This is a genomic window from Actinoallomurus iriomotensis, from assembly GCF_030269445.1.
GTDB lineage: Bacteria > Actinomycetota > Actinomycetes > Streptosporangiales > Streptosporangiaceae > Actinoallomurus > Actinoallomurus iriomotensis.
Genome location: NZ_BSTJ01000001.1, coordinates 759,255 through 771,147, shown reverse-complemented (window position 1 = coordinate 771,147; position 11,893 = coordinate 759,255). Strand labels below are relative to the sequence as shown.

At 71.0% G+C, this 11,893-nt stretch carries 12 protein-coding genes; 6 read left to right on the top strand and 6 right to left on the bottom strand.

Annotated features, from left to right (window positions below; translation table 11 throughout):
- Window positions 1-60: 60 nt before the first annotated feature.
- The 5 genes from rimO to QSK37_RS03620 all read left to right on the top strand — a co-directional run bounded on the left by rimO (window position 61) and on the right by QSK37_RS03620 (window position 4,470).
- Window positions 61-1,485 carry a 30S ribosomal protein S12 methylthiotransferase RimO gene (rimO, locus tag QSK37_RS03640; protein WP_285617509.1) on the top strand — a complete coding sequence of 475 codons (1,425 nt, stop codon included), beginning with the start codon at window positions 61-63 and terminating at the stop codon, window positions 1,483-1,485.
- Window positions 1,482-2,105, top strand: a complete 624-nt coding sequence (locus QSK37_RS03635) for a CDP-alcohol phosphatidyltransferase family protein (RefSeq protein WP_432705519.1) — start codon at window positions 1,482-1,484, stop codon at window positions 2,103-2,105. The genes rimO and QSK37_RS03635 overlap by 4 nt, the downstream gene beginning before the upstream one ends.
- A complete protein-coding gene (locus QSK37_RS03630; protein WP_285617508.1) occupies window positions 2,071-3,351 on the top strand; it encodes a CinA family nicotinamide mononucleotide deamidase-related protein in 1,281 nt (426 codons plus the stop codon). Before QSK37_RS03635 ends, QSK37_RS03630 begins: the two co-directional genes overlap by 35 nt.
- Before the next feature lie 112 nt (window positions 3,352-3,463).
- Window positions 3,464-3,832 (top strand): helix-turn-helix domain-containing protein, encoded by a 369-nt coding sequence (locus QSK37_RS03625; protein ID WP_285580770.1) that lies wholly within the window; start codon window positions 3,464-3,466, stop codon window positions 3,830-3,832.
- Between the two features lie 170 nt (window positions 3,833-4,002).
- On the top strand, window positions 4,003-4,470 hold the full coding sequence (locus QSK37_RS03620) for a Dps family protein (protein WP_285617507.1): 468 nt from the start codon (window positions 4,003-4,005) through the stop codon (window positions 4,468-4,470).
- 14 nt (window positions 4,471-4,484) lie between these two features.
- On the opposite strand, the gene QSK37_RS03615 is transcribed toward QSK37_RS03620, so the two are convergent.
- The 6 genes from QSK37_RS03615 to QSK37_RS03590 all read right to left on the bottom strand — a co-directional run bounded on the left by QSK37_RS03615 (window position 4,485) and on the right by QSK37_RS03590 (window position 10,450).
- Window positions 4,485-5,264 carry a DNA-formamidopyrimidine glycosylase family protein gene (locus tag QSK37_RS03615; RefSeq protein WP_285617506.1) on the bottom strand — a complete coding sequence of 260 codons (780 nt, stop codon included), beginning with the start codon at window positions 5,262-5,264 and terminating at the stop codon, window positions 4,485-4,487.
- A gap of 32 nt (window positions 5,265-5,296) precedes the next feature.
- Window positions 5,297-5,764, bottom strand: coding sequence for an RrF2 family transcriptional regulator (locus tag QSK37_RS03610; protein ID WP_285580766.1), 468 nt, complete (start codon window positions 5,762-5,764; stop codon window positions 5,297-5,299).
- Between the two features lie 7 nt (window positions 5,765-5,771).
- Entirely contained in the window at window positions 5,772-7,253 is a 1,482-nt protein-coding gene (locus QSK37_RS03605; RefSeq protein ID WP_285617505.1) for a glycoside hydrolase family 3 protein, read from the bottom strand.
- 90 nt (window positions 7,254-7,343) lie between these two features.
- Entirely contained in the window at window positions 7,344-8,186 is an 843-nt protein-coding gene (locus QSK37_RS03600; protein WP_285617504.1) for a carbohydrate ABC transporter permease, read from the bottom strand.
- Complete coding sequence (locus QSK37_RS03595) at window positions 8,183-9,157, bottom strand: carbohydrate ABC transporter permease (protein ID WP_285617501.1); 975 nt, start codon at window positions 9,155-9,157, stop codon at window positions 8,183-8,185. Before QSK37_RS03595 ends, QSK37_RS03600 begins: the two co-directional genes overlap by 4 nt.
- 9 nt (window positions 9,158-9,166) lie before the next feature.
- Entirely contained in the window at window positions 9,167-10,450 is a 1,284-nt protein-coding gene (locus QSK37_RS03590; RefSeq protein WP_285617500.1) for an extracellular solute-binding protein, read from the bottom strand.
- Between the two features lie 206 nt (window positions 10,451-10,656).
- Here QSK37_RS03590 and QSK37_RS03585 point away from each other — a divergent pair, with 206 nt between their 5' ends.
- Entirely contained in the window at window positions 10,657-11,838 is a 1,182-nt protein-coding gene (locus QSK37_RS03585; RefSeq protein WP_285617499.1) for an ROK family transcriptional regulator, read from the top strand.
- The last annotated feature ends 55 nt before the right edge of the window (window positions 11,839-11,893 follow it).

Sequence of the window (11,893 nt, the reverse complement as noted above, 5' to 3'; positions counted from 1 at the left end):
CCGTCGAACTGAGCCCGTGCTCGCCCTCGCCGCGCGCCCGGCGAGAGGGGAGCGCTCCGCGTGAGCACCGCCGACCAGTCCGCGACATCGGCGGACCGCCGCTCCGTCTCGCTCGTCACTCTCGGGTGCGCGCGCAACGAGGTCGACTCCGAGGAGCTCGCGGCGCGGCTGGAGAGCGCCGGCTGGACGCTGGACGACTCCGGTGACGCCTCGGTCGTCCTCGTCAACACCTGCGGCTTCATCGACGCCGCGAAGAAGGACTCCATCGACACCCTCCTGGCCGCGTCGGACTCCGGCGCGAAGGTCGTCGCGGCGGGCTGCCTCGCCGAGCGGTACGGCGCGGAGCTGGCCGAGTCGCTGCCCGAGGCCGACGCGGTGCTGAGCTTCGATGACTACGCCGCGATCGGCGAGCGGCTCGACGACGTCCTGACCGGCCGCGGGCACCGCTCCCACAAGCCCCAGGACCGCCGGAAGCTGCTGCCGCTCACCCCGACGGAGCGGTCCGGCACCCACGTGCACGTCCCCGGGCACGGTTCGGCGCCCGACCTGCCGGAGGGCGTCGCGCCGGCGTCCGGGCCACGGGTGCTGCGCCGCCGGCTCGGCGGCGGCCCGGCCGCGCCGCTCAAGCTCGCCTCCGGCTGCGACCGACGATGCACCTTCTGCGCGATTCCGGCGTTCCGCGGCGCGTACGTCTCGCGGCGGCCGACCGAGGTGCTGGAGGAGGCGCGCTGGCTGGCCGACCAGGGCGTCCGCGAGATCATTCTCGTCAGCGAGAACTCCACCTCGTACGGCAAGGACCTGGGCGACCTGCGGCTGCTGGAGACCCTGCTGCCCGAGCTCGCAGCGGTGGAGGGCATCGAGCGGGTCCGCGTGAGCTACCTACAGCCGGCGGAGCTGCGCCCCGGCCTGCTGGAGACGATCGCCACGACCCCCGGTGTGGCGCCCTACTTCGACCTGTCGTTCCAGCACGCCAGCGGCCCCCTGCTGCGGCGGATGCGCCGGTTCGGCGACACCGAGCGCTTCCTCGGCCTGCTGGAGCGCGTCCGTGAGCTCGCGCCGGAGGCCGGCGTACGGTCCAACTTCATCGTCGGCTTCCCCGGCGAGACCGAGGAGGACGTGGACGAGCTGGCGCGGTTCCTCACCGCGGCGCGGCTCGACGTGATCGGCGTGTTCGGCTACTCCGACGAGGAGGGCACCGAGGCGGCCGGGTTCACCGGCAAGGTCGACGATGAGGAGGTGGCCGCCCGGGTCGCCGACCTGTCCGTGCTCGCCGAGGAGCTGACCGCCCAGCGCGCCGAAGAGCGCCTGGGGCAGACCGTGGAGGTCCTCGTGGAGGAGCCCGGCGAGGGCCGCGCGGCACACCAGGCCCCCGAGATCGACGGCGTGGTGACGCTCAAGGGCGACGCGCCGGTCGGCGAGATCGTCCGGGCTCGCGTCGTCGAGGCGATGGGCGTCGATCTTCTCGCCGTCGTGGACGAGCGTTGACGGCCGGTCAGAAACCGATCGGCGCGGGAGGCGATCCGATCGCCGCTCCGGTCGCGGCGCAGGCGGGGCTGCTCAACATCGCCAACCTGCTGACGGTCGTGCGTCTCCTGCTCGTGCCGGTGTTCCTCTGGCTGCTGTTCACCGACGGCACCTGGTGGCGGATCGGGGCGCTGGTGGTCTTCGCGGCGGCCTCCTTCACCGACCGCGTCGACGGGCAGCTCGCCCGCAGCCGGGGCCTCGTCACCGACTTCGGCAAGATCGCCGATCCGATCGCGGACAAGGCCCTGACCGGGTCGGCGCTGGTCGGCTTGTCGCTGCTGGGCGACCTGTGGTGGTGGGTCACCGTCGTGATCCTCGTACGGGAGATCGGCATCACTCTGCTGCGGTTCGTCGTCATCCGGTACGGCGTCATGGCGGCGAGCCGGGGCGGCAAGCTCAAAACGATGCTGCAGGTGTTCGCCATCGGGTTCTATGTGATGCCGGGGCCCATCGACGTGCTCCGGTGGGTGACGATGGGCGCGGCCGTGCTCGTCACGGTCGTGACCGGACTGGATTATGTCGTCAAGGCATGGAGGCTGTGGGTCGATGGCCGCGCGGGTCGAACTGCTGACGGTCGGTGACGAGCTGCTGCGCGGCGACACCGCCAACGGGAACGCCACCTGGCTCGGGTGGCGGCTGACCGAGGCGGGCGCCGAGGTCACGCGCAGCACGGTGGTCCCCGACGATCTCGACGTCATCGCCGGGGCGCTGGGGGAGGCACTCCGGCGCGCCGACGCGGTCATCATGACGGGCGGTCTCGGGCCGACCTCCGACGACATGACGCGTGAGGCCCTGGCCGGCGCCGCTGGCGTGTCGCTCCACCGCGATCCCGGCGTCGAACGCCGCCTGCGCGAGCGCGCCGCCGAGCGCCACGTGCCGCTGCGCCCGGACGCCCTGCGCATGGCGGACGTGCCCGACGGCGCCACCCTGCTGCCCAACCCGGCCGGAAGCGCGCCCGGCCTGCGGCTGAGCCTGCCGGGCGGCGTGGTGTACGCGCTGCCCGGTGTGCCGTCGGAGATGCGGGCGATCGCCGAGCAGTCCGTGCTGCCGGAGCTGGCCGGTGCGGTCGTGTCCGCCTGCGTGCTGCGCACGGCGACGATCTGGGAGTCGGTGGTCGCCGACCGGCTGGCCCCGGTCGAGGCGATGCCCGGCGTCAAGCTCGCCTACTACGCCTCGCCCGGCGAGGTGCGGGTACGGATCGAGGCGCGCGGCGCCGACCGGCTGGCGGCCGCGCAGGAGGCGGCGCGCGAGCTGCTCGGCTCGTCGCTGTACGGCGCGGGCGAGGTGACCCTCGACCGGGTCGTGCACGGCCTGCTGGCCGAGCGCGACGCGACCGTGGCCGTGGCCGAGTCGCTCACCGGCGGCCTGCTCGGCGGGCGGCTGACCGCCATGCCGGGCTCGTCCGCGACGTTCGCGGGCGGAGTGATCGCCTACGCCACGCCGCTCAAACACGCGCTCCTCGGCGTGCCGGAGGAGCTTCTGGCGGCTCACGGGGCCGTACATCCCGATGTGGCGGTGGCGATGGCCTGGGGCGTACGGGAGCGTCTGGGCGCCTCCTACGGCCTCGCGGTGACCGGTGTGGCGGGTCCGGAGCCCCAGGACGGGCATCCGGTGGGCACCGTGCACGTCGCCGTGGCCGATTCCGGCGGCGCCGTCGCCACATGTTCGCCGGCCCTTCCGGTGCCCGCCGACGGCGAGCGCGCGCGGGCGATGGTCCGCGAGATGACGGTCGTACACGCCCTTGACCTGCTACGGCGTGTCATGCTCGGGCTGGCGGGAAGTGATCCGTGGCCGGGCTGGGCGGAAGATCGGGAAGAACCAGGCTGATTACAGCGTTACGTCGGAAGCGAACACGAAAGCTTCGGTCTGCCACCTGCCTCGTCAAGACAGGTACGGTGGAACCACAAGAAGGGTCAGGACTCATCGGAGGGAGCGAGACATGGTCCTGCTTCGTCAGCTGCTCGGTGACGTTCTCCGGCAGCTGCGGCTGCGCCAAGGCCGTACCCTCCGGGAGGTTTCGGCGGCGGCGAGAGTGTCGCTGGGTTATCTGTCCGAGGTCGAACGCGGACAGAAAGAAGCCTCTTCCGAGCTGCTCGCCTCGATCTGCAAGGCCCTCGGGGTGCCCCTCTCACACGTCCTGCGTGACGTCTCGGACCAGCTCGCGCTGGCCGAGCTCCAGCAGGAGCCGGTGATGTCGGGTGCGCCGGAGCACGAGCGTCTCGACGGCGAGCCCATTACGGCGGACAGCATCCCGGCGACTCCGGAGACGATCGAGAGCGCACTCCGCGCCGACATGGTGGCGGCCTGAGTCAAGGTCCCGCCCACGGCATCCGATGCCCCGCTCCGCGCCCGCGCGGAGTGGGGCATTCGTCGTCTGACCAGCCAACCTTTACGTAACCCACATCACGGTTATCCGCCGGATCGGGGGGAAGTTCCGCCAGTAGTGAGGTTGTCACTCTGGTGAAAGGAGACCTGGCGATGACGACGGTCAAGAGCTCGCTCTCGGATGAGGCGCGCAGGACGACCGGAACGATCTTGCAGGAGACCCTGGTCGACCTGATCGACCTGCACCTGTCCGCCAAGCAGGCGCACTGGAACCTCACCGGACGCAGCTTCCGCTCGGTTCATCTCCAGCTCGACGAGGTCGTCGACCTGGCGCGCGAGGCCGCGGACACGGTCGCCGAACGAGCGTCCGCGATCGGCGTCAACCCGGACGGCCGGGCGCGTACGGTGGCCGATCAGACCAAGCTGCACCAGTTCGAGACCGGGTGGCTGCCCGATGACAAGGTGATCGCCGCCATCACCGACATGCTGGGGGAGATGGGCAAGCGCTTCCGCGAGCGCATCGAGAAGCTCGACGAGACGGACCTGGTGACGCAGGACATCCTGATCGCGACGGCCCAGGAACTGGACAAGCAGCACTGGATGTTCGCGGTCCAGCGCTGAGCTCCGGTGGGGTCTCAGGCCCCGCCGGGCTGGCAGGTGGGGCACCAGAAGGTGACACGCTCCTGTGCGGGGCCGCCCTGGTCGGCGCGCCTGATCCGGCCACCGCAGCGCCGGCAGATGCGCCGTCCGTACACCCACGTGGTCTCGCCGGGGCGTTTCGTGCCCGTAGTGCTCTGGTCGACGCGCTCCTTGTTCGCGTCCAGGAGCCGGCGGGCCAGTTCGACCATGCCTTCGAGGTCGTCGACCTCGCCGACCGGACGCCATGGGTCGACGCCGCGCAGGAACAGCGTCTCGGCCTTGTAGAGGTTGCCGATGCCGGCGAGCCGGGTCTGGTCGAGCAGCGCCTCACCGATCGGGCGGGCGGGATCCTCGCGCAGCCGGCGTACGGCCTCGGCCGGGTCCCAGTCGGGGCCGAGCAGGTCGGGGCCCAGATGGCCGACCACCCGTGACTCCTGGCCGGTACGGATGAGTTCGACGATGCCCAGGGAGTACCCGACGGCCTGCCACTCGGCGTTGGCGAGGACGAGACGCACCCGATGGTCGCGGGGGACCGGCGCACTCGCCGGCCGGATGCGCCAGCTGCCCTCCATACGCAGATGCGTGTGCACCGTCAGGCCGCCCTCGACCCGGGTGAGCAGGTGTTTCCCGCGAGGGACCACCTCCAGCACGGAACGCCCGGTGAGGTCGGCGGTGGCCGCCCGCGGAACGCGGAAGTCGCTGCGCGTGAGCACGCGCCCGGCCAGCGCCTCGTGCAGGCGACGGGCGGCGGCCCAGACGACGTCACCCTCGGGCATCGCTCACACCACGGCGTTCGCGGGCGGTCTCCTCAGGAGCGGAACGCGGGAGAGTCCCACGCGGCCGGGTCCTCGGTCAGGGCGTGCACGCTCGGCGGCAGCTCGCCCGAGGCGACGTCGGCCAGGCTCACCTGTTCGAGGATGAAGCGCTCACTCGCGCGCAGCGCGATCCACACGAGCTGCAACGCCTTGGCGGGCCCCTCGTAGCCGAGATGCTCGGGCCGCTCACCGCGTACGCCGACGAGCGGCCCGTCGATGGCCCGGATGACATCGGCCAGGAAGATCTCGCTCGCCGGGCGCGCCAGCCAGTAACCCCCCTCGGGACCGCGCTGGCTGCGGACCAGGCCGGCCCGGCGCAGCTGGCTGAGGATGTTCTCGAGGAACTTCGGTGGTATCTGCTGAGCCTCGGCGAGCTGGACCGCCGTGACGGGACGATCGCCGCCGACGGCCAGCTCGGCTGTTGCGCGAAGCGCATAATCGACCCGGGCGGACAGTCTCATAATCCGATTATCCCGCCTCGGATGAGGTGATCGGGCCACCCGCCTCCGTTTCTTCGCCGACCAGTCCGATCACCTCGGCCGCCGCGCGCGCGTTCGCGCGGGTCGCACCGTAGGTCGCGACGTACGCGGACGACTCCGGGCGCCACACCGGCAGGCCCATCTCCACCACCACGGCGTCGGCGCGGGCCGCTGTCAGCGCGGACACCAGCGTGCGGTGCCCGGCGTAGCGGTGCGCGTCCCGTACGACGATGACGAGCGGGCGCCCCGTGGCGCGGGCCAGCAGCTCGCCCGGGTCGGCGGACTCGGCGTCGACCGGCACGGTGTCCGGCACCCAGGGCGAGAACCCCCACGGCACCGGGCCGACCGCGATGTTGGACGGCGCCTGCAGCTCCAGCACCAGCGGGCTCGCCGACACCGACGGAGAGCCGGTGACCCGTACCGCCCGGCGCGCCGCCTCCAGCCCGACGGAACGGTCCACCTCGGCCGTGCGCGGCACGGCGAGCCAGGCCCGCAGGGCCGCGACGCGCTCCACTGACCGTTCGAGGCGCTCGCCGGACAGCCGCCCCTCGCGTACCGCCTCCATGATCCGCTCGCGGATCGCCTGCACGCTGTCCTCGAACTCCTTGGAGCCGAGGCAGAGCAGGTCCGCCCCCGCCTCGATGGCGCGCACCGCCGCCTCCGGGATGCCCATCGCGCCGCTGGCCGCCCGCATGTCCAGGGCGTCGGTCACGACGACGCCCTGGTACCCGAGCGTGCCGCGCAGCAGGCCGTCGATCGCGGCGGAGGAGAACGTGGCCGGCGCCGCCCCGGTGAGCGCCGGCACCCGGATGTGCGCCGTCATGACCGACTGGACGCCGGCCTCGATCGCCGCGCGGAACGGCACCATCTCGCGGCGTTCGAGCAGCGGCAGGTCCGCGTCCACCGTCGGGATCTCCAGGTGGGAGTCCTGCGAGGTCGCGCCGTGGCCGGGGAAGTGCTTGGCGCACGCCGCGATCCCGGCCTCCTGCAGACCCGAGACGGCCGCGGTGATGTGCCGCGCGACCAGCTCCGGATCCGACCCGAACGCGCGGGTGCCGATGACGGGGTTGTCGTCGGCGGTGTTGACGTCCGCGGACGGGGCGAAGTCGAAGTTGACGCCCGCGCCGCGCAGCTCCGCCCCGAGTGAACGGTGCACCCGCCGCGTGACGGCGGGGTCGTCGAGGGCGCCGAGCGCGGCACTGCCCGGGTACGGGCTGCCCGTCTCGTGCGCGAGGCGGGTCACGTCGCCGCCCTCCTCGTCGATCGTCACCAGCGGGTCGGCCACCTGCCGCATCCGCGCGGTGAGCGCGGCCAGGTCGCCCGCTCCCGGCACGTTGCCGTTGATGGCGAACAGGGTGACGCCGCTCACGCCCCGCTCAAGTCCCTCCAAGACCCAGCGGGGCGCGGCGGCGCCGGGGAACGGCACGAGCAGAGTGGCGTTGACGAGCCTCTCCAGAGACAGGTCGCTCATCGGTCGCTCACCGTTCCTCTTTCCATTGGGCGGCTTCGTACGATCATTGATCGCTCTCTCTCGATACGTGCCCTCGCCGTCGTGGCGCGGTCATCCCTTCACCGCCCCGGCGACCAGGCCGGACACCATGCGGCGCTGGACGATGAGGAAGAACGCGATGACCGGCAGGGTGAGCAGCGTGGACGCGGCCATGATCGGGCCCCAGTCGTTGCCGGACCGGCCGAAGAAGAACTGCAACATGATCGGCAAGGTGGCCTTGTCCTGGTCCTTCATGAACGTGTACGCGAAGATCAGTTCGTTCCACGCCGTGATGAAGGAGAAGATGCTGGTCGCGACGAGGCCGGGCGCGACGAGCGGCAGCAGGATCCGGAAGAAGGTACGCACCGGGCCGGCGCCGTCGATGGCGGCGGCGTCCTCCAGTTCCTTGGGCACCGCCGCGACGAACCCGCGCAGCATCCATGTGCCGAACGGCAGCGCGAAGCCGATGTACACCGCGGTCAGACCGATCAGGCTGTTGAGCAGGTCCAGCTGCTTGAGGTTGATGAACAGCGGGATGACCAGCGCCTCGCACGGCACCATCTGGACCACGAGCAGCAGGATCAGGAACGTCGTCCGGAACCGGAAGCGGAACCGGGCGACCGCCGTCGCGGCCAGCAGCGCGAGCAGCCCGGACACCAGCACCGTCCCGACCGCCACCACCAGGCTGTTGACGAAGTAGTGCCAGAACGACACGCCGGCGATGCCGCCGTTGAGGACGAAGTCGAAATGGCGCAGCGTCGGATGGAACGGCACCGGGTGCGGGGTGGAGCTGAAGATCTCCTGGTTCGGCTTGAACGCCGTGGAGACCATCCAGAACACCGGGAAGGCCGAGACGACGAACACCGCGACACCGGCGGTGTTCAGCGCGATCCGCCGGAGCCTGCGCGGCCTCATCGGACCCCCTCCTGACGCACGATCATCCGGGTGTAGAAGGCGGTGACGATCAGCACGAGCACCGTGAGGACCATGGCGATCGCCGAGCCCAGGCCGTACTTGGCGTTCAGCGAGCCGAACGCCTCCGAGTAGCCGTACAGCGAGAGGTTGAACGAGTCGCTGTTGGCGAGCCCGGACAGGACGAACAGCTGGGTGAACACCCGGAAGTCCCAGATCACCGACATGGTCAGCAGCACGCCGAAGACCGGCCGCAGCAGCGGGAAGGTGATCTTCCAGAAGGTGTTCCAGGCACTCGACCCGTCCACTCTGGCCGCCTCGTACAGCTCGCCCGGCACCGTCCGTAGCCCGGCCAGCACCGAGACGGCGACGAACGGGAAGGACATCCACACCACGCAGATGGTCAGCACGGTGTAGTCCGGCAGCGGGGAGGAGAACCAGTTGTAGTTCTGCCATCCGCCGCCGACGAGCCAGTCCGGCAGCAGGTCGAGGAACCATCCGACCAGGCCCCCGGTGGTGCCGAACAGCCAGGCGAAGATGACCGCCGCGGTGACCGGGGGCGTCGCCCAGGCGACGAGCACGCCGCCGGCGACGAACGCGGACATCCGCCGGCCGAGGCGGTTCAGCAGCAGGCCCACGAGCGTGCCGACGACCAGCGTGGCGGCGACGGCGACGACCGCGAACAGGAGCGTGTGCCGGAGCGCCGTCCAGAACTCGTCGTCGCCGAGGATCTGGCGGTAGTTGTCGAGGCCGACGTTCTCCGCGGGTTCGCCGCGCAGCTGGCGCAGCCCGACCTTCTGGAACGACATCCGGGCGATCTGCACCACCGGCCAGATCAGCAGCACGGCGATCGTGACGAGCGCGGGCAGGATGAGCAGGTACGGCCCGAGGCGCGGGCGGCGGCGTGCGGGCCGTGCCGGGCCGGACGAGGTCCGGCCCGGCGGGCGCCGCACCGCCTGGACGGTGTCGAGCATGCGGACCCCTTACTGGTTGAGCAGGGTCCCGGCCTGCTCGTCGGCCTTCTTCAGCTCATCGTCGGCCGACTTGCCCTGCATGATGGCCTTGACCGCGTTCGGCAGCACCTTCTTGGCGCCCTCGTAGTCGGCCCAGCCCTTGCTCGTGGGGGTGAACTTCACGCCGGAGGCCGCGGCCTGCGCGAACGGGCCCATGATCGGGTCGCTCTGGTACGCGCCGCTCTGCAGGATGTCGGTGAACTGCGGCAGGAACTTCAGGGTGTCGGCGAACGCCTTGGAGTTCTTCTTGCTGTCCAGCGTGGTCAGGTAGTCGAACGCGACGTCCTTGTACTTGCTGTCCTTCCAGACGGCCAGGTCCGAGCCGCCGGAGAACACCGGGGCGAGGCCGCCGGTCTTGCCGGGGATCGGGAAGACTCCCCAGTTCTTCTGGTCCTTCTTGATCTTCTCCAGCTGGGGGAGCGCCCAGCTGCCGTCCATGTACATGCCGACCTTGCCGAGGGCGAAGTCCTGCTGCGGGCCCTGCAGCTCGTTCTTGCCGACGTACTTGTCCGGCGCCACCTTGTCCTTGGTGACGAGGCCGGCGTAGAACTCGACGGCCTCCTTGGCCTGCGGCTGCTCCAGGGTGCCGACCCACTTGTCGCCCTGCTTGGTGGCGACGTCACCGCCGTTGGCCCACACGAAGCTGAGGATGCCGTTGGTGAAGTCGCTCGGCGCGGCGATGCCGGGCACATGCTTCTTGTCCTGGATCGTCTTCGCCGCGGTGACGAGGTCCGCCCAGGTCTTCGGCGGCTGGATGCCCAGCTTGGTGAACCAGTCCTTGTGGTACCAGACGGCGCGCACGCCGCCGTACCACGGCGCGGCGTAGATCTTGCCGTCGAGCTGGTCGTTGGCGAGGGCGCCCTTGCTGAGGGTCTTGCCCTCGGCCCAGGAGTTCATCTTGCCGGTGATGTCGGCGAAGGCGCCCTGCTCGGCCCAGGACTGAACGTCGGTGTTGCCGACCTCGGTCACGTCCGGGCCCGAACCGCCGGCGATCGCGGTCTGGAACTTCTGCGTGGCCTGCGGCCAGGGGATGTACTGCACCTGCACCGCGGTCTTCGGGTGCTTCTGGTGGAACTCCGCCGCGACGCCGTCCAGGAACTTGGTCTGCTCGGGACTGCCGTCGCCCATCTGCCAGACGACGATCTTGGCAGGGTCCGCACCCTTGGCGTTGTCGTCGGCCTTCTTCTTGCCGCCGCAGCCGGTCACGGCCACGGCGAGCGCGACGGCCGCCGCGGCGGCTCTGGTGTACCTCACAATGGAACTCCCTTCGGTACCGCCCGACCGTGGTATTCATGCGTCATGTCGTACGCACGGTCGCGGGGGCGCCTGCCTACAGTCGGGGCTGCGGGTCTGCCGGATTATGGGGAAGGGGACTGCGTGGACTACTGTGGCCTAAACTAACAGGAAAGTTTCCTAATCAAGAAGAGCCGTTAGCGGATCGAGATGGAAGGTGGCCGGAGATGGCGAGTCGCCCGGGGACGCCAAGACTCCTGCGCGAACTGAATGACCGATCCGCGCTGGATCTCCTGGTGAGCTCGGGGCCCCTCACGCGCACCCAGATCGGGGAGCGTACGGGGCTGTCGAAGGTGACCGCGTCCCAGCTGCTGTCCCGGCTCGAAGAACGCGGCCTGGTCTCCGTCGTGGGCGAGCAGGCCGGGGGCCGTGGCCCCAACGCCGCGCTGTACGCGGTCGTCCCCTCCAGTGCGTACGTGGCCGGCCTCGACGTCGGCCCGCGTGGCGTCACTGCGGGCATCGCCGACATCACCGGACACATCGCCGCCGAGATCACCGTCGAACCGGGTGATGACGCCGTCTCGCTGGTGCACAACGCCGTCGTCAAGGCGTGCCGCACCGCGAAGGTGCCGCTCGCCAAACTGCACGCCCTCGTCATCGGCACACCGGGCGTCGTCGACCCGCGCACCGGCGACGTGGAGTTCATCTACGACCTGCCGCACTGGCACGCGGGCGTCCTGGAGGCCCTCCGCCGCGACCTGCGCCTGCCCGTCATGATCGAGAACGACGTCAACCTGGGCGCCCTCGCGGAGAAGGAGAGCGGCGCCGCGCGAGACGTGGACGACTTCGCCGTCCTGTGGGCCGACCGCGGCCTGGGCCTCGCGGTCGTCCTCGGCGGACGCCTGCACCGGGGCTTCTCCGGCGGCGCCGGCGAGATCGGCTACCTGCCGGTCCCGGGCGCGGCCCTGCCGGAGAAGGACACCGAGTCGGTCACCTGGGGGATGCCGGCCCTCGCCGGCGGCCTGGGCGCGCTCGCCGGCGCGGACGCCGTACGGGAGCTGGCGAGGGAACACGGCTTCGACGAACCGACCGCCACCGAGTGCGTACGCGCCGCGGCCTCGGCCGGCGCGTCGGGCGGCCCCTTCCTGGACGCTCTGGCGACGCGGCTGGCGTACGGGGTGGCGTCGGTGACGATCGTGCTGGACCCGGAGCTGATCCTGATCTCGGGCGAACTGGGCCGCGCCGGCGGAGAACGCCTGGTCGGCCGGATCCAGGACGCGGTCGGCCGCATCTGCCCGACCAACCCGCGGGTGGCCCTGAGCCAGGTCGAGGGCAACCCGGTCCTGAAGGGCGCCATCCTGGCCGCACTGGACCGGGCCCGCGACGAAGTGTTCTCCAGCAGCGAGTGATTCTCGCCTCGGGAGAGGGTGACCTGCGGCACGGTCGGCGGTAGGTCGCCTCTTG

Bases quoted from the DNA above. Each gene is read 5' to 3' on its own strand.
- QSK37_RS03585 (WP_285617499.1), top strand. From the start codon at position 10,657: ATGGCGAGTCGCCCGGGGACGCCAAGACTCCTGCGCGAACTGAATGAC.
- QSK37_RS03625 (WP_285580770.1), top strand. From the start codon at position 3,464: ATGGTCCTGCTTCGTCAGCTGCTCGGTGACGTTCTCCGGCAGCTGCGG.
- QSK37_RS03615 (WP_285617506.1), bottom strand. From the start codon at position 5,264: ATGCCCGAGGGTGACGTCGTCTGGGCCGCCGCCCGTCGCCTGCACGAG.
- QSK37_RS03630 (WP_285617508.1), top strand. From the start codon at position 2,071: ATGGCCGCGCGGGTCGAACTGCTGACGGTCGGTGACGAGCTGCTGCGC.
- QSK37_RS03595 (WP_285617501.1), bottom strand. From the start codon at position 9,157: ATGCTCGACACCGTCCAGGCGGTGCGGCGCCCGCCGGGCCGGACCTCG.
- QSK37_RS03610 (WP_285580766.1), bottom strand. From the start codon at position 5,764: ATGAGACTGTCCGCCCGGGTCGATTATGCGCTTCGCGCAACAGCCGAG.
- QSK37_RS03605 (WP_285617505.1), bottom strand. From the start codon at position 7,253: ATGAGCGACCTGTCTCTGGAGAGGCTCGTCAACGCCACTCTGCTCGTG.
- QSK37_RS03600 (WP_285617504.1), bottom strand. From the start codon at position 8,186: ATGAGGCCGCGCAGGCTCCGGCGGATCGCGCTGAACACCGCCGGTGTC.
- QSK37_RS03620 (WP_285617507.1), top strand. From the start codon at position 4,003: ATGACGACGGTCAAGAGCTCGCTCTCGGATGAGGCGCGCAGGACGACC.